This is a genomic window from Pseudoalteromonas sp. AWH4_217 (assembly GCF_056161105.1).
In genome coordinates this window covers 52971-76188 of record NZ_JBSWYM010000009.1, presented here as the reverse complement: position 1 = coordinate 76188, position 23218 = coordinate 52971, and the positions used below count along the sequence as shown (strand labels likewise).

Annotated in this window: 15 protein-coding genes; 3 read left to right on the top strand and 12 right to left on the bottom strand. The window is 48.9% G+C overall.

Translation table 11 applies throughout. The features are described 5' to 3' along the window. Positions 1 to 60 precede the first annotated feature (60 nt). The 4 genes from ACXAH1_RS12735 to ACXAH1_RS12720 all read right to left on the bottom strand — a co-directional run bounded on the left by ACXAH1_RS12735 (position 61) and on the right by ACXAH1_RS12720 (position 3205). Positions 61 to 582 (bottom strand): response regulator transcription factor, encoded by a 522-nt coding sequence (locus ACXAH1_RS12735; RefSeq protein ID WP_475197189.1) that lies wholly within the window; start codon positions 580 to 582, stop codon positions 61 to 63. Between the two features lie 3 nt (positions 583 to 585). Beyond that, positions 586 to 1827, bottom strand: a complete 1242-nt coding sequence (locus ACXAH1_RS12730) for a sensor histidine kinase (protein WP_475197188.1) — start codon at positions 1825 to 1827, stop codon at positions 586 to 588. Positions 1828 to 1895: 68 nt separating this feature from the next. Continuing rightward, a complete protein-coding gene (locus ACXAH1_RS12725) occupies positions 1896 to 2774 on the bottom strand; it encodes a mechanosensitive ion channel family protein (RefSeq protein ID WP_475197187.1) in 879 nt (292 codons plus the stop codon). A 35-nt stretch (positions 2775 to 2809) separates the two neighbouring features. Beyond that, positions 2810 to 3205 carry a nuclear transport factor 2 family protein gene (locus ACXAH1_RS12720; RefSeq protein ID WP_475197185.1) on the bottom strand — a complete coding sequence of 132 codons (396 nt, stop codon included), beginning with the start codon at positions 3203 to 3205 and terminating at the stop codon, positions 2810 to 2812. Between the two features lie 139 nt (positions 3206 to 3344). On the opposite strand from ACXAH1_RS12720, the gene ACXAH1_RS12715 reads away from it, so the two are divergent. Then, positions 3345 to 4412 carry a beta-ketoacyl-ACP synthase 3 gene (locus tag ACXAH1_RS12715; RefSeq protein ID WP_475197183.1) on the top strand — a complete coding sequence of 356 codons (1068 nt, stop codon included), beginning with the start codon at positions 3345 to 3347 and terminating at the stop codon, positions 4410 to 4412. A 173-nt stretch (positions 4413 to 4585) separates the two neighbouring features. Then, positions 4586 to 6058 carry an aminoacyl-histidine dipeptidase gene (locus ACXAH1_RS12710; protein WP_475197181.1) on the top strand — a complete coding sequence of 491 codons (1473 nt, stop codon included), beginning with the start codon at positions 4586 to 4588 and terminating at the stop codon, positions 6056 to 6058. A 58-nt stretch (positions 6059 to 6116) separates the two neighbouring features. Here ACXAH1_RS12710 and ACXAH1_RS12705 read toward each other — a convergent pair whose 3' ends face one another. From ACXAH1_RS12705 to ACXAH1_RS12670, 8 genes are all read right to left on the bottom strand, one after another. Further along, positions 6117 to 8663, bottom strand: coding sequence for a glycoside hydrolase family 3 protein (locus tag ACXAH1_RS12705; protein WP_475197180.1), 2547 nt, complete (start codon positions 8661 to 8663; stop codon positions 6117 to 6119). A 1-nt stretch (position 8664) separates the two neighbouring features. Further along, entirely contained in the window at positions 8665 to 9912 is a 1248-nt protein-coding gene (locus ACXAH1_RS12700) for a sugar MFS transporter (RefSeq protein ID WP_475197178.1), read from the bottom strand. Between the two features lie 72 nt (positions 9913 to 9984). After that, on the bottom strand, positions 9985 to 12942 hold the full coding sequence (locus tag ACXAH1_RS12695) for a TonB-dependent receptor (protein WP_475197177.1): 2958 nt from the start codon (positions 12940 to 12942) through the stop codon (positions 9985 to 9987). 62 nt (positions 12943 to 13004) lie between these two features. Further along, positions 13005 to 15665, bottom strand: a complete 2661-nt coding sequence (locus ACXAH1_RS12690) for a family 16 glycosylhydrolase (RefSeq protein ID WP_475197175.1) — start codon at positions 15663 to 15665, stop codon at positions 13005 to 13007. 439 nt (positions 15666 to 16104) lie between these two features. Continuing rightward, the gene (locus ACXAH1_RS12685) at positions 16105 to 16938 is read right to left on the bottom strand and encodes a LytR/AlgR family response regulator transcription factor (protein ID WP_253049844.1); all 834 of its coding nucleotides are present in this window, start codon (positions 16936 to 16938) and stop codon (positions 16105 to 16107) included. 2 nt (positions 16939 to 16940) lie between these two features. Then, positions 16941 to 18062, bottom strand: a complete 1122-nt coding sequence (locus ACXAH1_RS12680; RefSeq protein ID WP_475197173.1) for a sensor histidine kinase — start codon at positions 18060 to 18062, stop codon at positions 16941 to 16943. A 147-nt stretch (positions 18063 to 18209) separates the two neighbouring features. Beyond that, positions 18210 to 19577, bottom strand: coding sequence for a leucyl aminopeptidase family protein (locus ACXAH1_RS12675; protein WP_475197170.1), 1368 nt, complete (start codon positions 19575 to 19577; stop codon positions 18210 to 18212). Positions 19578 to 19691: 114 nt separating this feature from the next. Next, positions 19692 to 20072 (bottom strand): hypothetical protein, encoded by a 381-nt coding sequence (locus tag ACXAH1_RS12670; RefSeq protein ID WP_475197168.1) that lies wholly within the window; start codon positions 20070 to 20072, stop codon positions 19692 to 19694. Between the two features lie 449 nt (positions 20073 to 20521). Between ACXAH1_RS12670 and ACXAH1_RS12665 the strand changes: the two genes are divergently transcribed. Then, positions 20522 to 23182 (top strand): TonB-dependent receptor plug domain-containing protein, encoded by a 2661-nt coding sequence (locus ACXAH1_RS12665; protein ID WP_475197166.1) that lies wholly within the window; start codon positions 20522 to 20524, stop codon positions 23180 to 23182. Positions 23183 to 23218: the final 36 nt, after the last annotated feature.

Below are 23218 nucleotides of genomic sequence, written 5' to 3'. Positions count from 1 at the left end.
ATTTCACTAATTTCAATTTAGTTAATAACCATTAGAAGAGCAAACTGGGCTATGCATGGATTATTTAAGTACCGGGCGTTTCTGAAGTTTTCTTTGCAAGGTACGTCGGTGCATGTTTAGTTGCCTGGCGGTTTCTGAGATATTGCCTTCATTGGCCTTCAATGTCTGTTGTATATGTTCCCATTCAAGTCGCTCAGGTGACATGGTGGTATCAACCGAATCACTGAATGGCACTTGCGTTCCCAACAAAGTTTTGGCAATTAACTGGGTGTCTGCGGGCTTAGTCAGATATTCATCAGCCCCCAGTTTAATCGCCTCAACTGCAGTTGCAATACTAGCAAAACCAGTCAATAGAACAATTTTAGCTTTTGGGACAATTTCCCGGATCAACGCAATATGCTGTAGCCCCGAGCTGGCGGTTAACTTCATATCCAACAATACATAGTCTGGTAAAAATGCCTGACACTGACGAGCAATATTTACCTCGTCATGTACACATTGACAGTCAAACCCGAGCTTGGTCATTCTACGTGATAAAGTGGCAGCGAAAGGGACATCGTCCTCAATAATCAGTAACTTCATAATTTATACAACAGGTAAGGTCACCACAGATATGGCACCCTGAGTTTGATGGTTAGACAAACGCAAGGTTCCTCCAAGGCGCTCGATTGTAGCATGCGACAGCAACAGCGCCATGCCCAAACCTGAGGAACTGTCGACCACCGACTTACCAATAAGCGCTAGCTTATCCATTTCGATGCCTGGGCCAAAGTCTCGGATCGACAAAGACCAGAACAGACGAGTAGTACTTGTTGTATCCTCTGATACGGTAACACTCACCTCAAGGTTAGATGCCGAGCACTTTTCATTTGCTTTTGCTGCATTTACAAACAAATTGAACAAAGCCGGGATCAGCATAGGGTCACCATTGACTGAAAATGGCTTAGGCGGTAACTGGCAGGAAATACGTTGTTCAGGAAACTGTAAAGTCAACAGCTCATGAAGCTGTTGCCACAACGCTTCAAACCCCTGGCTGTGAATCTGGGCATGGGGCTTTAGCAGCTCGGTCTGAGCCCTGAAACCCTCTAACTGTGTTTTGCACTGCGCAAGCGGTGCAAGCATTTCCTGCACAGCCGGGTGCTGCGGATAATCTTCACTTAGCTCTTCAAACAATAAATTCAAATGTGCAATGGGTGTAGCCAGTTGATGAGTCACCTGCGCAGCGGCGCTCCCCAGTGCTAACACCTGCTCCTGCTGGAGTTGCTTCTCGCGGCTCTTGGCCAGCGCCAGCTCACGTTGCTGGATACGACTTGCAAGAAATGTCACTACGGTGACTATCACGATCACCATAAAGACAAAGTTCACCAGCATACCAAGCAAGTGCTGACCCATATGCATGCCATGATGATGCATAGGCACGACCGTATATAAGTATCCATACGCCATCAATGCGGCTGCGGAGATGAACACCACAAAACGCGGCGGCACGGTCACCGCGGCAATAATGCAAGGTAAGAGTAGCAAGGAAACAAAGGCGTTGCTTGCTCCACCGAGAAAGGACAACAATACTGTCAGAAATAAAATATCAGCCACCAGCTGCATCACCATCGCTCCGGGCGAAACCTCACTGGCTTTACGGTAAGCGTAGATACTGGCCAGCTGAAAAACTGACTCCAGTGCGATGACGGTAAAAATAGGCTGCTCTGGCAGGTTTTTGTCCAGAAACCACAATGAAATCAGCACCAGAACCAACTGCAGTACAATGGCAATAGAGCGCAATAACAGCAACTGGCCAAGCGCAGAATTAGGTGAAAAGTTAATTAACATGAAAGCTCAGGCTTGTAGATTAAAAAAAGGTACCGGCACATTCAAAGCGTCGATGTCGCAAAGTCACGTCAACCCGCTCGCTTTTGCTGCCTGACAATGGCTATCTGTCCATCAATGTGCACATCGCGCTGCGGGAACGCCACAACAACATCATGCTCTGCAAACAGCTCATCGAGTCGAAATCGTATTTTGCTTCTTGCTTGCCTAAGGCCACCTTCAACCGTCGAGTTAAGCCAGAAATTGACTTCAAATATGAGTGCATTATCTCCAAAGTCTTCAAACGTCACCTGAGGTTTGGGGTCCGCAAGCACCTCTGGCTGCTCTTCCGTCGCCTGCTCAATTAGAGCAGCAACCTGTTTTGCGGATGATCCATAAGCTACGCCAACCCGTACCGACGTTCTCATCAGTTTGTCGACCAGCGTCCAGTTGGTAACGGTATTTTCCAGTAACTTACTGTTTGGGATCAGCATATGCACCCCATCCACCCGGCGCAGTCGGGTTGAGCGGGTATTGATTTTTTCTACTATCCCTTTCGTCCCTTCCACCTCCAGGAAGTCTCCAATACGGATGGGCTTTTCCCACATCAGGATCCAACCACTGATGAAGTTATTGATGATGTTTTGGGCTCCAAATCCAAACCCGATGGCAATGGCGCCGGATAAAAATGCGAACGCGGTGATGGGCACATTAATCACATCCAAAATGGTGATGACTGTGATAGCAATAGCAAGAACGTAACAAAGCCTTTGCACCAAGTGCACCATATTCGGATCGGTATTTGCGGTGCGGAGTCGGTTGGTAAGCTTGTTGACGAAATATCGGGTCAGCCATATCCCAATAAACAGCAGGACCGGTACCAACAGCAACTTACCCGCCGTAAATGAGCGTTCAGCAAAAGTAAACAATGGATAATTCAACACTGCAACCAGTTTATCAACGTAAATCAATACACACCTCTATTGTGCTCCGGCTTTGGCCGGGGTTATTCATATTTGAGCTTAAACTCAGGGCATGGTGTTCCCTGATGGAACAGCAGCTGCCAGCCAGACGCCCTGTTGCGCCAGATGGACATTCTGACTGAATAATTTAAATTAGAATAGGCATTTCTGCGATAGGCAGCATGATAAGTGATCTGTGCAAGATGTTCGGCCAGCATTTGTCCCTGAAAGTCCTGATTATAAAACTGCGGGACTTTCTCACGCGGTAGTCTCGCCAGCACATGCGACTTATTAAACATCAACCCATTGGCAGAAATTTCGTAGAAATCCTCATCTAACAAAGTCGCTAGTCGCTGAGGATTCTCTCGCACGGCAGGATCCAGCAATTCCCGCTCCAGGCCAATAAGCATATCCAGCGTATCAAATTTAATTTTTTGCATTATAAACCAAACAATTAACGCCACCTCTTATCAGTCTAGTCAATTCATTGATTTCGACAAGGGATAATTGTGTGTAACACAATGTGGTTTGCGATATACTGTGCTTTAGCCTACTGGTCGGATTTGAATAAGAGATAAAATGAAGTACGCAAAAATAACAGGATGGGGAAAAGCAATCCCACCCGCTTCTATCAGTAATGACGAATTAAGTAACATTGTCGATACTAACGACGAATGGATCAGCACCCGCACAGGCATTAAGTCTCGCCGGGTGAGTCATGTCAGCACCGCAGAGTTGGCTACTTATGCCAGTAAACAGGCTTTGGCCTGCGCCGGTTTAAAAGGCTCAGATATAGACTTGGTGTTGCTTGCAACTTGCACTCCCTCAACCATGGTGGCTAATACTGCCTCATTGGTACAGAAAAATATTGGTGCAGTCGGCGCGGCCGCCTGTGATACCAATGCAGCCTGTTCTGGCTTTTTATACGCATTGCAAAATGCCACGGCACAGATCCAGGCAGGCATGATCAAACGTGCGGTTGTCGTTGCAGCCGAGCGTATGACCTGGTACGTCAATTGGGCAAAACGCGACAGCGCAGTGTTATTTGGTGACGGCGCTGGTGCAGTCATCCTGGAGGCCAGCGATGAACCTTGCGGCCTGCTTGGCACGAAAACCGGGTGTGACAGTGAAGACCGAGGGATTTTGCACATTGCCAACTATGGGACTGATCTGAGCCGCTATGACCCGCCAGGCCCGTCAGACTTGGCGTTCGAAGGACGTGAAATTTTTAAACGTGCCGTAACGGGTATGAGTGTCGCATGTGACGATGTACTCGCTCAGGCAAACTTGTCGCTCGATGATATCGACGTGCTGGTTCCGCATCAGGCTAACCTGCGGATCATTCAGGCAATCCAGAAAAAGCTCGATATTGCAGACGATAAAGTCATGGTGAATATCGATAAGTATGGTAATACCTCAGCCGCGACCATTGCCATCGCGTTATGTGAAGCCGTTGAACAAGGGCTAATTCAACCTCATGCAAACATTATGTCAGCTGCCTTTGGCGCGGGTCTTACCTGGGCAGCGAGCTACATTAAGTGGGGCGAGCGCGTAACACCACTGGCGCACTGTGATGAAACCTTGCCGACTTGCGAGCACTCCGGCATGGAACTCATCGCCGATGCCGTCAAGGCATGTCAACATTAAAGGTCAGCCACCTTTACAGGGCCAGTTAAGCGTTCGTGCCCAACTGGCCGTATCTACTCGACCCTAAACACCCGCCGGTGGTAAACTCCCCCAACAATTTACCCACTTACCGGTCTGAAACGTACTAATAAGCGTCCAGACTGGAAGACAATAGCTCAAATAAGGGGAACCCGGTGTTTAAACCTCATTCCGACATCGCCAATTTGGCACCTCAGATTGTATGGCAATTCTTTGACCAGATCTGTGCAATTCCACACCCGTCAAAACATGAAGAAGCGTTAGCCACCTTCATTGTCGACTGGGCGACATCTCAGGGCCTGGCCGTGCGCCGTGATGATACCGGCAACGTATTCATTAAAAAGCCTGCGACACCTGGCATGGAAAATCGTAAACCCGTCGTTCTTCAGGCACATATCGACATGGTGCCGCAGAAGAATGACGACACAGATCATGACTTTACCAAAGACCCTATTCGCCCTTATATCGATGGTGAGTGGGTTACGGCTGAAGGTACAACTCTGGGCGCTGATAATGGTATGGGTATGGCGTCTTGCCTTGCAGTACTGGCTTCATCAGATATTCCACACGGCCCTCTGGAAGTTTTGCTGACCGTAGATGAAGAAGCAGGAATGTCTGGCGCGTTTGGTCTTGAAGCAGGTTGGCTGGAAGGCGACATCCTACTGAATACGGATTCGGAGCAAGAAGGTGAAATCTATATGGGCTGTGCTGGCGGTGTAGATGCCAGCATGACAGTCGATATTGAGCGCCAACCCATTGCAGCCGGACATCAGCTTGTAGAAGTCAGTTTAAAAGGGCTTAAAGGCGGACACTCAGGCGTCGATATTCATACCGGTCGCGGCAACGCAAATAAATTGCTGGCAAGAGTACTAAAGCATCATCTGAATGATGTGGACTACAACCTGATCGCTTTTAAAGGTGGTTCACTGCGTAACGCCATCCCGCGTGAAGCCTATGCAACGATAGCCATTGCACCAGCGCAGCGCAGCATACTGGAGCAACGCCTGAGCGAATTCCAAACTGTGCTGAGTAACGAGCTTGGTGCCATTGAGACGAATCTGGCCTTTGCAGTGAGCGACACAGGCACCACCCTTGATGCAATGTCTGCGAACTCTCGGGACACTTTGTTGGCTCTGCTCAATGCCTGTCCGAATGGCGTTGTCCGTATGAGCGATGATATTCAGGGTGTCGTAGAAACGTCATTGAACCTGGGCGTGATCACCACTGATGCAGATAAAGTAGAAGTGCTTTGCCTGATCCGCTCTTTGATCGACTCAGGCCGTACAGATGTCGAAGGCACACTGAGTTCACTTGCAACGTTGGCTGGTGCTAACATCGAGTTTTCAGGTGCTTACCCTGGCTGGAAACCAGACCCTAACTCTGATTTGGTGCATATTTTCCGTGATATGTATGAAGGTATCTATGGTAACAAGCCAGATATCATGGTGATCCACGCAGGGCTGGAGTGTGGTCTGTTTAAAGAACCTTACCCGAATATGGATATGATCTCATTCGGTCCGACGATCAAATTCCCGCACTCTCCTGACGAGAAAGTGCACATTGAATCAGTTGGCCTGTATTGGCAACAAATGCAGGCATTACTGCAAAATATTCCTGAGCGTGACTAATCCCGCTTAGTGAGTAAATCAGGCACCGAAAGGTGCCTGATTTATATTACCTCTGATGTTAATCCTGACAGTGAACCGTGGCTCGCTTATCCCCCGAAGGCATTATACTGATGTCACTAAACGACAGGCTCATGCTGCCGGTTGCGAGTAATTCAAATGGCATCACCATTTGCCCAAATTTTACTCCCTGGCTGGCAAAACACTGTAAATCAATACTCAGCATCTGCCATTGCTTTGCTGGCAACCCCTGTAACTCAGCACTAATATCAACCTGAGCCCGACAACTTCCCGGCGCATCGCCTTCACTTTCGCAATGCATGCCAATGAACGCATTGTTTGCAACCGCATCACCGCGTTTGACTGTCATGCTAAGCACACCACCGGCAGCCTGATATCGAGCTAAATCTTCTCTGAAGCCATTACCACTGACAAACTGAACACCCGCTTTGGGGCCTTGCCAGTCGACCCTGAACGCATCTTCCTGAATGTCCTTGTCTATCGTTCGGTAGCTCAGCCCCTCCAGGGCCATACTGCTCGCGGTTACAGCCAGATTTTGTTCCCCTGAGAACAATCTCATCTGCCATGGCTGGGATGTTTTACCATTGAATAGCGGATACACATCTGATGAGCTAAGTGCGGTCTCTGCCTTTTCTGATAAAGTGTTAGTCAGCACTGAGGGGTCTCCGTAACTCAGGCCAAACCCGTAAGGCAATAAAGGTGCATAATCTTTATCGTAGCGATTGACCGGTTTGCTGGGGTGTGCAGGCCAGGAAAATGACAGGCGACCACTGAAGTCATGTTGTATCTCACCCCTGGCGTTTCTCAGCAAAACATCTGCAACAGCTTCGCCCTGAGAACCAGGCAACCAGGCCGCCACAAAGGCATCACTGGCATTGAGCTCCGGGTTGACCCACATCGCTCTGCCACTGATAAAAACAGAGACCACAGGAATGCCCTGTGCCTTGAGCGATTTAAGTAACGCCAGGTCGCGTTTATTGCCATGCTGATAAATCAGCGTTTCCCGATCACCGTGCCCTTCGGCATATGGCTCTTCACCGAATACAACAATGGCTACGTCAGGTTTGGTTTTAAACTGGCCATTCTCACTCAGTTCAACTTCCCCCCCTGCCAGCTGAACCTGGTGTGCAATGCCATCATAAATAGACTGGCCGCCCGGAAAATCGCTATTCTGATTATTGGTACCCTGCCAGGTTATGGTCCAGCCACCCGATTGCTTACCTATGTTATCAGCCGCATCACCAGCTACCAAAATCCGTTGATTGGGTGCCAGCGGCAACAACTGATGATTGTTTTTGAGCAACACCAGAGATTCTCGAACGGCCTGGCGTGCGATTTCGCGGTGCGCTTCGTGGCCAATCAATTGCATATTGTTTGCATGCGGTCGCTTTGCCGGGCTGGGTTTATCAAACAATCCCGCACGGAATTTCACCCGTAAAATACGCGTTACGGCATCATCGATACGAGACTGTGGAATAAAGCCCGCTTTGACTTGTGCAATGGTATTTTCAAGCAAAGGCTTCCATGCATCGGTCGGCACCATATACACATCCAGACCGGCATTGACAGCCTGTGGACAATCGTCATTGCGACAGCCAGGGATCTGACCATGACCATTCCAGTCACCCACCACAAAGCCATCAAACCCCATCTTGTTCTTCAGTACCTCGGTCAGCAGATAGTGATGACCATGGATTTTCTCGCCCTGCCAGCTGTTAAATGACGCCATCACAGATTGTGCACCCGCAGTCAGACCACCCACGTACCCCTGAGCATGAATATCAAACAGTACTTGTTCAGAGTCGATATTATTGCCCTGGTCGTCTCCTTTGACCGTGCCGCCATCGCCCAGAAAGTGCTTCACGGTACTGATCACCCGATCATCACCCAAAAAGTCTCCATCCGCATGGCCTTGCAAGCCATGTACTATGGCTGCCGCATAGGCTTTAACTATCTCGGGGTCTTCAGAATAACCTTCATAGGTGCGACCCCAGCGGTCATCACGCACAGTTGCAACTGTGGGTGCAAATACCCAATCTATGCCTGTTGCCATGACTTCTTTCGCTGTTGCCTGAGCAATTCTTTCAATCAGCTCGGGGTTATTTGCAGCCCCGAGGCCGATGTTATGAGGAAATAACGTCGCGCCAATCACATTGTTGTGGCCATGCACCGCATCAGTCCCCCACATGGTGGGAATATTAATGCCATCCAGCGAGTCATCCACAGACGCCTGATACATGGCTTCGGCGAGGTCGACCCAGTCTTTGACACTGGCATGTTTGTTGTTGCCGGGAAATGCGCCGCCGCCGTTGAGGTAAGAACCAAAACCGTAGCGCCGCATGTCTTCGACTGTGATGTCACGGATCTCAGGCTGGATCATCTGAGCCACTTTCTGCTCTAACGTCATCTTACTCAGTAGTGCCGCAACCTGGCGCTCTATTTCGGGATCTTTGCCCACCTCTGAGTGTATTTTGGGCCAGATATCAAGCCCTTTCTTAACTTCTGCCGATGGCTGCGCTGAGCCGCACGCCGTTAGGATACTAGCAGCCAGCACACTGAGTGAAATCTTGATGGTTGTTTTCTTCACTTTACTTCTCCGTGGATAGAAAAACAGGTCGGTGTCCCTTGAGGCCAAAGTAACCGATAAACACGTAACACACTGCTGGAAGCAGGAAAGACAGTTGCACACCAGAGATATCCGCCACCATCCCCTGAAGCAGCGGCACTATGGCGCCACCCACAATGGCCAGGCACAATACACCAGCACCATGGCTGGCGCTGTCGCCCAGCTTCTCAATCGCAAGGCTAAAAATGGTTGGAAACATAATGGAATTGAACAGACCGACCGCCAGCACGGACCACATCGCCACACTGCCTTCAGTCATAACAGCAATGCACAGCAGTACAATGACCATAAGCGCGTTAAATGCCAGCACTTTTCCCGCCGCAATTTTTTGCATCACCAGCGCACCGATGAAACGCCCGATCATCGCCCCGCCCCAGTAATAAGCGATTAGCTGAGCCGCTTGCGCTTCGTTCAACCCGGCAATGCGTGGATCATGTAAAAAGTTCACCAGGAAGCTACCAATGGCAACCTCAGCACCGACGTATAGGAAAATAGCCACAGCACCCAGTTTGAGGTGTCTGTATTGCAGGGCTTTTTTCAACGAAGGCGCACCCTGCGGCTCTGCCCCCAATGACGGCAGCCTGATAAAGGCAAAGACGATGGCCAACACGGCCAGTGCGCCTGCAATCATCAGATAAGGAAATTGCACCGCGGAAGCGTCTGCATGTGCCGCCTCGCTGCTGCCAGAAAAAATAAGCCAGGCTCCAAAAAAGGGCGCAACCGTTGTACCCAGTGAGTTAAATGCCTGGGTCATCGTCAGACGTGACGAAGCCGTTTTAGCAGGCCCCAGGGCACTCACAAAAGGGTTTGCAGAGACCTGTAATACAGTAATACCAGAAGCCAATACAAACAGCGCCCCCAAAAACACCCCATAGACTCCCAGCTCGGCTGCCGGGTAGAACAATAAACACCCAATGCTCGCAATACTCAGACCTGTGATAATGCCCTTTTTAAATCCAATCCTGCCCACCAATATGCCAGCCGGGATGGAGACGATAAAATAGGCGCCAAAGAAGCAAAACTGCACCAGCATGGCCTGGGTATAAGTTAAGGAAAATGCCCCTTTCAGATAGGGGATTAAGATGTCATTTAAGCAGGTAATAAAACCCCACATAAAAAACAACGTGGTCAGCGTGAATAAGGCAAATCTATGCCCGTTACCCGGCTGTGCCTCATGCTGGGTATCCAGCATCACAGATGAACTAGCCATAATGAATTTCCAAAAAAATAAAGAAAGCGTGCTCTGGCACCGCGTTAAGCAACCGCCAGAGCGTACCCGGAATTAATTGAACTTATATCGGAAGCCCAGCGCATATCTGGGACCGTATTGGCGGGCGAACAAAAATTGACGTTCATATCGGCCGAAGCCCTGCTCGGTTTCATCATTGAGGTTCACGCCCTCGAAGAATACAGTCAACTGCTCCGTCATGTCGTAATTAACACTCATATCCCATTGACCAAAGGCCTTGGCAAATTGCGGCGGGTTGTCGGAAGACCCCTGATCCTGCCCAACCCCTATCAAATACTCGTCTCGCCAGGCGTAAGTCAGTTTCACCGACAGGCCGTCGAGCTCATAAAACACCTGAAAGTTGGCAGAGTCGCTAAGTCCTGTAAGCGGGGTTTGCTGCTTAAGACTGGCAACATCGAACTCCACATCGCCATTAACAAATGTCGCATTAACCCCGACGCCAAAACCGGTTTCGCCGAACAGGTGTTGTACTGCCACTTCAAAACCGTCAACTGACTTAGTATCGGGCGCATTAAATGGTCGTGTAAAATCCCACACGATCAACGGGTCATCAGCGTTGGGGGTGATGTAGCCCTGCTCATTCAGCGTTGCGCCATTGGCCTGCATCTGAGCAAAAATGGCGTCATTGGTGGCCTGCTCGCCACGACTTTCGATGTCTGCAACGGCTTGCAACCATCTGGGACCCTGATAAATATCGTGAAACCCCTCTACAGTCGTCGAGTTAACCTGGCTACCAATAAAGTTTTTCACTGACTTATCGAAATACCCAATGGCCGCGTAACTGCCTTCGTTGTAGTAATACTCCAAACTGAGGTCAAAGTTAGTAGACTCAAATGGTTGCAAGTTGGTATTGCCTTCACTGGCATTGCGCGAACCGATTTTAGGGCTGTTGGTTAGACTTCGGCCACCGACCAGGTCGCCAAGCGGCGCACGGGAAATGGTTTTACCCCAGGACAGTCGGGCAACCAGTTCATCCGTCACATCCACTCGCAAGTCCACCATAGGCAGAACCACATCGTGCTCACCTTCAAGGGTAAAGAAGGCATCGCCATCAGGTAAAAACTGGGTATGCCATTCACTGCCGCCTTTCCACCACACGGCCGTTGGCGTTGGCTGGAAAGTGCTGCTGGTCACATCGGTTTGCTCATAGCGTACACCTGCGTTTATCTGTACCGGATAGCTGGCAACTTCAAACTCCCAGAAGCTGGACAGGTAGATACTGTTGGTTTCTTCTGTCACGCTTTCACGCGATACAGTTCCCATATCGTGATATGCCGTCGTCGCGAAATAGTCACTGCCACCGAGTAAGTCATTGGTCAAAAAGGCTTCAGAGCGAGCAGCAACTTCATCGAAGTCAAAGGTGTAGTAATAGTGAGGCTGTAACCCACTGCCGCCACCGTCAAATGCATTTAGGAAGTCACTCGTGTCATGCTGGGTAAACATGCCATCGGGGAATAGTTCCGGCCAGGCAGGGTTAAATAAAAAGCCTCCAATTAAGCCACTCCAGGCATTCGAGCCACTCATCTCCTGTTCAGTACGCGCCACACCAAATTTGACATTCACTAATCCCCAGCGATCGCTAAGGTTTTCCCAGACGCCATCAAGCTGTAATTGCTCAACCGTGGCTTTGCCTGGGGAGTGTACAAACTGACTAAAGTGAGAGTCGATTTCGCTGGCTGCCAGCTCATTGGTACCATTTCGCCACAGGATTTCTGCATGTGGGATCTCACCGCTGCGAAAATCGTAGCGCTTGGTCGTTAGCTGATCTGAACCCAATACCAATGTGCCCTCACTACCAAGGCCTGAGTCTGCGCCATTGTCGGTTTCGCTTTGGGAATCGTGATAATCCAAAGTGAGGCTCAGTGCATCACTCGCCTGCCATTGGACATTAAAACCAACCGAGCGCTCTTTCACCTCAGTCGTTGAGCGCGAGGCGCTGAATGAGCCGTCGTTGCCGCTGATGTCGGCATACACAACTGTGCCATTTTCATCCAGCTCGTAACCGTTGATGTTGCCACCATAGTCATTCCACATGCCCCATGAAATCGCGTTCTTGCCGGTTATGGATTTCGTGCCGGTGTAATCGAGTGTCATCACAATGTCGTCATTAGGCGCATACTGAAAAACAAGCTGACCATTGGTTCGCTCACGCTGCAAGTCGCTTATCTGATAGTTCATATCCCGGGGGAAGAAGTAGTCTCCTGCTGGCACCCCGTCCTTATTCAGCGGACGATTATCAACAACACTGTCAGCGTCCAGATTGGTAGGCAAGTCTACATTCGCCTGCCAGCCCTGAATATTGGCGCTTTGCTGTTGAAAGTCGCGCCGATGATGATTGACGGTAAAGCCAAACCCGACCGTTTCATCAAAGAACGCATTCGAGTAAAGGGCTGAGACCTCTGGCGTAATGTCGTCGCCTGCCACATTAGAAGAGTCATGAATCGCTTTAGCTGAAAAAGACATTTTTTCCGCACCACTGTCGAGCGGGCGTGCAGTGACAATATTCACCGTCGCGCCCAATCCACCGGTTGGATTATCCGCACGAGCCGTCTTGTACACCTCCAATGCTGAAACTCCGTCGGACGACAGATTCTCAAAGTTATAGGAGCGACTATTCCCGGTGCCCGGCATTTGCCTGCCATTGAGCGTTACCAGGTTAAAGTCCGGGCCAAAGCCTCGCACCGTGATCTGGCTCCCTTCTCCGTTGCTGCGGCTAACAGCCACGCCGGTAATTCGTTGTAAAGATTCCGCCAGGTTGGTGTCGGGAAACTTACCCATTTCTTCTGCGGAAATCGCGTCCACTACGCCCGACATGTCTCGTTTAACGTTCATGGAGCGGATCAAACTGCCCTTAATACCGCGCACTTCAATCACTTCCGGGGTTTCTTCGCCGGCCTGCGCTGCGACTTGCTCTGCCTGTGCCATAGAAGTGCCAAGTACCGCACCGATCAGAATCGCGACATGTGAGAGTTTATAATTTACTGTATTCATAATGACCTGCTTGAATAATTTTCGCTGTCTGGGCGTGGCTATGCCACGCCATCGGTTTAGGTTTATTTGGCTGTGATCATCACATTGTCGAGCCGGTATACAGCTCCTTCACCCTGCCCCCAGGCCGGGTAGACCATGATAATGTCAATACCACTGATATTGACCCCACCATCACTCAGTACCTGAAGAGGGAAAGTATAGGTTTGCCACTGGCCAACCTGAGGGGCCGTGGCCTCCAGACTCTCCGTTAGATTTAGCTCTAAGACGGAATCAGCATCCAGCGCTTCGATCTTAAACTTCCAGGGAGCGCTGCTATCGCTCGGCGCAGTCACTACTTTGAGATCAAACTGAACTGACCCAGACTTCAGGTAAGCTGACGCATCAATGAAATGGCCATCTTCTGCAAACAACCCCATCACAGTTGGCTCAGCACCAACTTTAAATTCAGCAACCATACCCTGAGTCATATCATCATTTTCGAGCGTAGGGGTGGAACCGCCGCAGCAGTCCCACAGCGACCATTTGTCTTTAACATCATCGGCAAACAAAATTTCACCCACAAAGTCATCGGCCTGATTCGGGTCGTAAATCTTGACGTTGTCTATGCGATATACCGTACCTGAACCCTGGCCCCAGGTAGGGAAAACCATTAAGACGTCAATCGCGCTGATGTCTAAACCTTTAGCAACCAAATCAGTTAATTTGAATGTATACGTTTGCCACTGGCCAACTTCAGGCGCTGCTTGCTGAACACTACTATCTAAAGCAACTTCGGCGACACTTTCAGCATTGACCGATTCAGCCTTAAAAGACCAGGTCGCGGCCGTATCTTGTGGCGCGCTCACCACTTTCATATCGAACTCAACAACACCATTAGACAGAATAGAAGAAGCGTCAAACGGCGCCGCGCTGACCCCTTCAGCTGTGATAAAGTCTTGGCGGGAAATAAAGCCCATCACCGTCGCTGTGTCACCGATTTTAAATTCCGCGACATTGCCGTGTGCATCGTCGTCTAACTCAACCGTAGGTACTGACCCGCCGCAGCAATCCCACATTGGCCAGGCAGGGTTTTCACTGTCTTCGAACACCACCAACGCTGATGCACTTTGTGGTGCGGCAATGGCCACTTCAGCAACACGATAGACGGCGCCTTCGCCACTGCCCCATGCCGGGAATATCAGGACTGCGTCAATGCTGCTGATATCCAGGCCTCGCTCAGCGAGCATCTGTAAAGGAAAAGTAAAGGTTTGCCACTGCCCGGCCACTGGTTGTAGGCCCTCAGTGCTCTCAGACAAAGGAATTTCAATCACCTTATCGCCGTTCGCACTTTCTGCTTTTAGCATCCAGGGCGTTTGTGCATCCACAGGCGCTGAGGTCACTTTCAAATCGAAACGCACCGTGCCAGAGTCTATCAGGGAAGACGCATCGAATGGGCTGGGTGTGCCGCCCGCATCAGACGCCATCGGGTCGCGAGAAATAAAACCATTCACCGTCGGTTCGCTACCCACGCTAAACTCGATGACCGTTCCCGCAGTGTCGTCGTCCACCAAGGCTGGCACACTGCCACCACAGCAATCCCAGGCAGGCCAGTCTTTGTTAAGCTCACCGTCAAAAATTTGCAGGCTATCACCTGCTGTTGCCGGGGGAGGTGGAGTAGGCGCCTTGCCCTCAACCAATGCGTCCTGGGGCGAGTCCCATCCGGCACGAATCGTTTCGCATCCTTTACCCGTTGTCGGGTTTTGCTGGCACTGATAGACTCGGACGTAATCCACTTCAAAGATTTGTCCATTTGCAAACGCGTCGGCATTCACACCTGTTTCATTGACAGCTTCTGGCCAATTACCGCCAACGGCCAGGTTTAAGATAAGATAAAAATTTTGGTCAAACGGCGCGCTATCCCAGTGTGTGGTCAGCTCGCCGCTGCCCTGCTCATGATACTCGGCAAACCAGCCCCGGTGTTTCAAACTAAAAACATCGCCGTTACTATCATACAAAGGCTCCGACTGTCGCTGCGTGGCGTATAAGTAGTCATCAACATACCAGCGTATCTCTCCCTCCTGCCATTCTACTGCATAGGTATGAAAGTCATCGGCAGGGTTAGCACCACCTGGCAGAGTGTACGCTTTCCCAGAATGTACATTGTCCGGCCAATCCTTACCATAGTGTAAAGTGCCGTATACCTGAGCCTCAGGTGCGCCATCGGCACCTTGTGCTTTCAGATTGACCGCTTCGACTATGTCTATTTCGCCGGAGTTGGGCCAGCCGCCATAGACTTCATCCGTTGGCAACATCCAAAATGCCGGCCAGCTGCCCTGGCCGCTGGGTAACTTTGCGCGTATTTCAAATCGGCCATATTTAAAATCAGCTTTGTGCCTGGTGATTAGGCGTGCAGATGTATAGGGTTTTTCTGCATTATCGGCCGCACCCAGTGCGACAATTTTTAATGTCCCATCGCTGACATAAGAATTGGCCTTATCATCGGTATAGCACTGACGCTCTTCGTTTCCACCGCCGAGGCAGTCCACTTCGTGCGTCCAGTTCTGAGCATTGATTTGGCTGTCATCAAACTCGTCTTGCCAGACCAGCTGCCAATCAGAAACCGGTGCCTGTGGGTCAGTTTTACTTAGATCAGTGTGTGTTTTAGCGTCGCCACCACAGCCGGTTACACCCGCTAACGCAAGCAAGACGCCAAGACTGGAGAGGGATTTTGCAACTTTTATCATAATGTGTGTTCCAACTAATCGAGCCGATTGTTGTGCAGTACGAACATATTCTTTTTACAGTCTGGCACAGGCCCGCTGTGGTTGTTATTTGCAACAGGCCACTTATACAAAGGCCTGTACACAGGTCGTACTACAAAGAATAAGCAGTGAATCAGATAGCCAACTCAGTCTGCTCCTGAGGCTATCCTGTTCAATTAACCAGAATGTTACAATGGAAACGCGCCATCATGAGCAACTGGTGCGACACATGCTCATGGGCCACAATAGTGCACGACAAAGCGATACAAAAATAAGATGAAAGGTTAGCTATTTGTTTTGGCTAGACTTTAAGTCATGTGGAGTAAAAACAGGCTGCACTATATCGTGCTCTTGTTGCACCAAGAAAGGTAAAATACACAGCTTGTGATTAGTATTCACGAGTCGCTTTACCACTCGCCAACTAACTGAGTGTTTTCTTTTTAGCAACAAATTGCTGTAATGCCTGGCTATAATTGCGGCTGACTTTCAGCTCTACCTGCTCTTTGAGTGTGACCAGGCTCTCGTTATTTCGCAAAGGTTTAATGGCGGTCACATGGCTTAAATTGACTATGGTAGATTTATGGATCCGGGCAAACCGGGTTTCATCCAGTAAAGTCTGCAGCTTTTTCATGGTAATACGCAGGACGTGAGTGTCTGAATCCGTATGTACGCACATGTAATCTCCGGCTGCGTCAATCCAGCGGATCGTATCCATGGGCACAAATACTTGCTCATTGTCACTATTTTTAATAACTAATTCTTTGTCCTGAGCGGTAGGTAACGGATGATCGGTTTCCAGCCAGGACTCTAACTCTGTCACTGCCAACCCCGAGGTTTCAGTGAGTGCCTGTAGCAAGCGGTACTTCTCCTGCTCGGCCTGACGTGGCTGTCGACGCTCCAGGATCCGGTTCACCGTTTTTTGTAAACGTCCAAGGTTAGCTGGTTTCAGTACATAGTCAATCGCGTTAAGCTCAAAGGCTTCCAACGCATAATCGCTATATGCACTGACAAAAACCACCATAGGTAATACATCCGCCTGTATTGCCTGTACTACTTCGATGCCATTGAGACCGGGCAACTGCAAGTCCAAAAATAACACATCGGGACACAACTCTTGGCATAAACGGATTGCATCATCCCCGTTTTCAGCCTGGCCTATCACCTCAATTTCAGGGATCTTCGCCAATCTCAGACTCAGCCCTTCCAGCGCCAGAGGCTCATCGTCTACGATAAGAGCTGTGAGTGGTTTTGTCATGGTCAGTCAACCTCATATGGCAGCACTAAGGTTACAGTATTACCCCCGGCTTCATTCTTATTCAAAGAGACGGTGAAATTACCGCTATACATCACATCCAATCTCGATTTGGCGTTGTTAAGTCCTATTCCAAACCCTTTTTCGGTCATGGTGTTATCACCTGTTCCGCTGTCTGAAATTTCGATCACGAGTTGCTCCGCCCGCCGTATCGCCGATATGCTCACTTCCCCTCCTTGCTTGCTTGGCTCAATGGCATACTTGATGGCATTTTCTACCACAGGCTGACATAGCATATTCGGCACCAGTGCCTTCAGCGCATTGGGTTCAATCGCATAGCGGACTGACAAGCGCGCACCAAAGCGCACTTTTTCTATCGCCAGATACAGTTCGATGAGCTGAACTTCTTCTTGCAAAGTGATCCTACTACCCTGTTTAGCCTCAAGTGAGTGACGAAAGAAATCACAGAGCTTATCGAGCATTTCTGATGCCGCGTCGTTATCCTCTTTGAGGATCAAAGTTGAAATGGCGTTCATGGTATTAAACATAAAATGCGGATTGAGCTGATAACGCAGCATTTGTAGCTGAGCATCTTTTGCCTGGGTCTGCGCTCTGAGCAAACGTTCATGCTCTTTTTGCAATCTGCTGTTATATAACATGATAAAAAATATCGATGTCCAGACAAACATAGTGGTTAGTGAAAACAACAACCAGCCGCCGAATTCCAGCATGGTCCAGGCCTGATCCCAGCGCTGGTCATGTACTATGACCTTGTAGCTGGCGAGCTTGATAATGTTATAAATCAGGCCCAGTAAAGCCGCAGACAGAAAACTGATAAAGAGTGTGCGCTGCAGCGGCTGATGGATGATTTTACGAATAAACAGCCACTGAAGATAAGACAGCAAAAAACCACTGAGGCTTTCGACCCCCAGGTTGAGCACCTGTCCGGGCAAATTAAAACCGGGTGAGTCAAACTGAGGCTGAATGATTGCCAGAAACACAACGGCCGCGTAGCCCAACCAACCCGCGATTTGCAAGCTCCAGAACTGCTTAGACAAATGCGGTAACGCAGAGGACTCAGGTTCAAGCGGTGCCAGTTCAGATTGATGAGGCGTAAATATAGACAAAATGAAACTCAAAATAAGGGTCAAGCCTGTGATACTCTAAAACTTTTAAAAATTTTAGCAACCTGACCTCCCAGGTTTTCCTTATTTAGAAACATTAAAAAAGGGCCACTTTGGCCCTTTTTTGATGTTGTCGTTCAGACAGGCTAATTATGATGCATAACGTTGTTCAAGGTAGGCAAAAGTGGCTCTTAAACCAAGTCCTTCTCCGCCAACAGGTCTGCCCGGAAGCGAGCGTAAATTCCACGCCATCACATCAAAATGTACCCAGGGAGTCTGCTCTGGTTCAACAAACTCTTTCAGATACAGAGCTGCGGTAATAGAGCCACCAAACGGGGTTGATCCACAGTTCGCCATATCGGCCACATCGCTCTTAAACAGTGCTTTATACTGATCAAACAACGGCAACTGCCAGATAGGATCCTGAAGTGTGTTACCTTGTGCAATCATGGCATTGGCCACATCCTGATCGGTACTATAGAAACCCGGTAATTCTGTGCCCAACGCAATTCGACATGCACCAGTCAAGGTCGCGAAGTCGATTAACAGATCAGGCTGTTCCGATTGTGCTTCCGTCAGAGCATCACACAATACCAAGCGACCTTCTGCGTCTGTGTTGTCAATTTCGACCGTCAGACCTTTACGCGTCTGGATGACATCCCCAGGGCGAAATGCGTTACGCGACACAGCGTTCTCAACAGCAGGTATTAATACTCTCAGACGCACAGGTAAACCGGCCGCCATGATCATATGAGCAAGACCCAGTACGTGAGCCGCGCCGCCCATGTCTTTTTTCATGTTACGCATGCCGGATGCCGGCTTAAGATCCAGGCCACCCGAATCAAAACAGACGCCTTTACCAACCAAAGTCAGCTTTGGTGCATCCTCATCACCCCAGCTTAGATCCAGCAGGCGTGGCTTGTTTTCACTCGCTCTGCCAACCATATGAATAGTTGGATAGTTATGTTCCAGCAATTCATCACCCACAATCTGGGAAAACTGTGCGCCAAATTGCGCTGCCATCTCAATGCAGATCTCTGCCATATGTTGAGGCATCATGTCAGCAGCCGGCGTGTTCACTAAATCTCTGACCAGATAAATAGCATCGGCCTGATCCTGCAATTTTTTCAACATGACTTCTGACTCAATGGCCAGTTTGGCACTGGGTGCAGTAGCCTTCTTGTATGCATCGAATGTATATGCACCTAGCAGGTAACCTAGCGCGGCCTGTTCAACAAATGCCTCATCGCCTTGCAATCTATATGTGCCTTGCGGCAACTGAGCAGGTAAATCACCAGCCAGCCACATATCATCCTGTGAATCGACCAGGCACAAAACAGCGCAGATTTCGCCGCTTTGAACATCAGGGATCAATAATGTTTTCTGCGCTTTTTGTCTGGTGGCCAGCGCGATATTTTTGGCTTGTGGTGCATTTTCCTCTAACCATTCGCCTAGCTGGCTTTCCTTAATAAAATATACCGGTATTCCTTGTGATGAGTGAACAAGTAACTGACTCATACGTGCCTCTTGAATTACATAAACCTGACAAGAGAATACCAAGGTGGGAAAAATATTTCACTCACTGGATGCATAAAGCGCAGCAATAACATAAGATCAGCTATCTTTTTACTTTTAATCTTTTGATTTATGGGAGTTTTTAGTTTTTTTTCCTACAGAAAATGAGCTGGGTAGCACATCAACCCCTAACCACTGACCCAGCTTTACAATAAGCGGAATGGTAACGGGCGCAAAAGGCAACAGAGCAAATACACCAAGACCCAATCCTTTTAAAATATCAACAAACTGTTGATTTGCCACGGTCAACTCTTGCTTAGACACGCCACCATGCGGGTAGCGTTTGTAAATATCCAGCATTTCGCGGGTTTCTTGTTTTTCCTGAGCCAAAGCTATTTTCAAACCAACCAAAGCTCGTCGGAGCCTTATTTGCTGGCGCTTTTTACTGATCCTCGCGACTCGAATTGGCGCTTTATGTACTACTTTAATTAATCGCATTCACATACTTGGGGGAACCATAGTACCCCCAATACTAGCAGAAATAAAAACGAGACGTTAGCATACGTAAGTCTCACCAACTGTTCCCAACCTATTAGTCTTATACCAGCTTTATTCATCTCACCCGTGGACAAGCGAGATGAATAAAGCAACAGTTTACATTTTAAACATCCCAATGAAAAATCATGCTGATGTGCACAATAATGACATTTTAGTGAACATATTTCATGCCAACCTGTACCTCTACAGATACCAAAAAAGACTGTTTTTTGTACCGCAAACAAAAAGTTATTGAAAAATTTGACCTAGTAAAATTCACTGCTACCTTTATAGGTGCAATGAACATATTTGCAATTATCTTTAATAAATAGTACATACACAGTTAACTAAAGATGTGCAACTTATGTATATTGTTAGAAATGACAACATATAATAACTGGGGAAACAGGATGAAACTACAGACAAACGCGCTTAGTCGTGCGATTAATTTTGCACTAGCGTCAACAGCAACAATGGGGTTAGCGATTACCAGCGTACAGGCAGAAGAGTCTGATGCCGGTGCCGAAAACAAAAAAATAGAGAAAATCGCCGTGGTAGGCTCACGTGCAGCACCGCGTTCAGTGGGTGATTCACCCGTACCAATCGACATCATAGGCGGTGATGATCTGAGTAAGGCCGGTGGCGACGATATGCTGGAATTGTTAAAAGGTTCAGTACCCTCTCTGAACGTTCACGCTAACCCAATTAGTGATGCAGCAAGTTTGGTACGCCCGGCCAACTTACGTGGTCTGCCCGCCGACTCAACCTTAATTTTACTGAATGGTAAACGTCGCCACCGTTCATCTGTCATTGCGTTCTTGGGCGGGGGTATTAACGATGGTGCTCAGGGCCCGGACATTTCTGTTATCCCGAGTATTGCACTTAAGCAAGTTGAAGTTCTGCGTGATGGTGCAGCAGCTCAGTATGGTTCTGATGCCATCGCCGGGGTACTCAACTTTGTACTTAAAGATGCCTCTGAAGGCGGCAGTATCTCAGTCAAACAAGGCCAATACTATGAAGGCGACGGTGATACAACTACGATAGAAGGTAACATTGGCCTGCCATTCACTGATCAGGGCTTTGCGAACTTAAGCTTCCAGTATAAAGAAGCCGATCCAACCAGCCGTAGTGTACAACGCCCGGATGCACAAGCTCTTATTGATGCAGGTTTAGAAGGTGTGAGAGACCCGGCTCAGGTCTGGGGTGCACCAGAAATCAACGACGACATCACCCTGTTTGGTAATGTCGGACTTGAACTGACCAACGATTCCCAGTTCTACATGTTCGGTAACTATTCAGAGCGGGATGTCAAAGGCGGCTTCTACTATCGTAACCCAACTACACGTGGACAAGTTTATAACGGCGTGATCCGTAACGTTAATGGCACGCCAACCAGGCGTCATCCAACCGATGAAGATCAGCAGAAATTGTGGGATGATGCAACGCCAACTATCTTAGTGGGTTCTCTGGATGGGTACGACCAGCAGATCAACTGCCCCGTTGTTGAGCTACAAGCTAATGGCTTACCGGATCAGGCAGCCCTGGATTCGCTTGCCGCAGCAAATTGTTTTGCCTTTAACAACATGCTGCCCGCCGGTTTTACGCCTTTCTTCGGTGGTAATATCACTGATACGTCACTTACCATAGGTACCAAGGGTGAGTTTACAAGTGGTTTTATGGAAGGCGCGTATTATGACTTCAGCGGTTCAGTAGGCCGAAACGAGTCTCGCTACTTTATCACCAACACCATCAACGCCTCTATGGGTCCTGACACGCCGATGGATTTCAGCCCGGGCAAATACATTCAGCTTGAGAAGAACTTCAACGCTGATTTTTCAAAAGGTTATGACTTTGGCCTCGCTTACGATGTCAACGTTGCTGGTGGTCTGGAGTGGAAAGAAGAAACCTTTGAAGTAATCCCGGGTGATGAGCCCTCATTTACCGCGGGCCCTTTAACACAGCAAGGGTTTGGCATAGGCTCTAATGGTTTCCCTGGCTTTAAACCGTCACAAGGTGGTGAGTTCTCACGCCGCAGCTACGCAGCCTATATCGATATCGAAACGCCCTTTACTGAAGAGTTCCTGATGGGCTGGGCATTGCGCTACGAGGACTACGATACTTTTGGGTCAACAACCAACTACAAAGTAACCTGGCAATATCACGCCACAGAAGATCTGGCGCTACGCGGCTCACTAAGTACAGGTTTCCGTGCACCGACCGTTGGCCAGGCCAATGTCAGTAACGTTCAAACTAACCTGAGCAGCGGTGTACTGGTTGACTCGGCACTATTACCACCAACTAACCCGGTTTCACAAATACTCGGTGGTAGTGAGCTGCAGCCGGAAGAGTCACAAAGTTACACCTTTGGTGCAGTCTATCAATCGGGCGATTTGTTCCTGACCATAGACTATTACAATATTGAAGTTGAAGATCGTCTGAGCCAGTCTAAAAAGGTCGATTTAACGCTGGAACAAAAAGCGGCATTAAAAGCGGATGGCGTTCCAAATGTGGACAGCATAGCGCAGGTCTCTTTCTTTACCAACGACTTCGATACCACAACTCAGGGTGTAGATATAGTTGCGAACTATTCTATGGACCTGTTGGGTGGCTTTGCGACATTCAGTGCTGCATATAACTGGAATGAAACCAAAGTTGATAAGTTCTCAGAGATAACTGGTGACTTCAAGGTAGCGCGCCTGGAAAAAGACTTGCCAGAACACAGGGCGACCTATACCTGGACGCAACAGTGGGAAGACTTCTCAGGCTTCCTTCGTTACAACTACTATGGTGAGTATCAGGGCGTACACGTAGACTATGATGCAACAGCTATCATGGCCGATCCTAGCTTCACGTTCGATGCTGAGTTAACTTACTTTGCGACTGAAAACATCAGCCTGACTGTTGGTGCAAACAACATCTTTGATCAGGATGCAGAGAAAGTAGTCGACTTCCTGGAGGAAGGTGCCACAGAACTTACTCCTGCAAACAACTGGGGTGGTATCTACTACGAGACGTCTCCATTTGGGATCAATGGTGGCTTCTACTATGTGAAAGCAACCTACACATTCTAACGACTTACTGTAACCCAGAAACAAAGGGGGAAGTAG

What these genes read in the sequence shown, in the direction of transcription:
- ACXAH1_RS12685 (WP_253049844.1), bottom strand. Translation starts at nt 16,938, where the DNA reads ATGACAAAACCACTCACAGCTCTTATCGTAGACGATGAGCCTCTGGCG.
- ACXAH1_RS12690 (WP_475197175.1), bottom strand. Translation starts at nt 15,665, where the DNA reads ATGATAAAAGTTGCAAAATCCCTCTCCAGTCTTGGCGTCTTGCTTGCG.
- ACXAH1_RS12675 (WP_475197170.1), bottom strand. Translation starts at nt 19,577, where the DNA reads ATGAGTCAGTTACTTGTTCACTCATCACAAGGAATACCGGTATATTTT.
- ACXAH1_RS12720 (WP_475197185.1), bottom strand. Translation starts at nt 3,205, where the DNA reads ATGCAAAAAATTAAATTTGATACGCTGGATATGCTTATTGGCCTGGAG.
- ACXAH1_RS12735 (WP_475197189.1), bottom strand. Translation starts at nt 582, where the DNA reads ATGAAGTTACTGATTATTGAGGACGATGTCCCTTTCGCTGCCACTTTA.
- ACXAH1_RS12730 (WP_475197188.1), bottom strand. Translation starts at nt 1,827, where the DNA reads ATGTTAATTAACTTTTCACCTAATTCTGCGCTTGGCCAGTTGCTGTTA.
- ACXAH1_RS12665 (WP_475197166.1), top strand. Translation starts at nt 20,522, where the DNA reads ATGAAACTACAGACAAACGCGCTTAGTCGTGCGATTAATTTTGCACTA.
- ACXAH1_RS12700 (WP_475197178.1), bottom strand. Translation starts at nt 9,912, where the DNA reads ATGGCTAGTTCATCTGTGATGCTGGATACCCAGCATGAGGCACAGCCG.
- ACXAH1_RS12695 (WP_475197177.1), bottom strand. Translation starts at nt 12,942, where the DNA reads ATGAATACAGTAAATTATAAACTCTCACATGTCGCGATTCTGATCGGT.
- ACXAH1_RS12670 (WP_475197168.1), bottom strand. Translation starts at nt 20,072, where the DNA reads ATGCGATTAATTAAAGTAGTACATAAAGCGCCAATTCGAGTCGCGAGG.
- ACXAH1_RS12715 (WP_475197183.1), top strand. Translation starts at nt 3,345, where the DNA reads ATGAAGTACGCAAAAATAACAGGATGGGGAAAAGCAATCCCACCCGCT.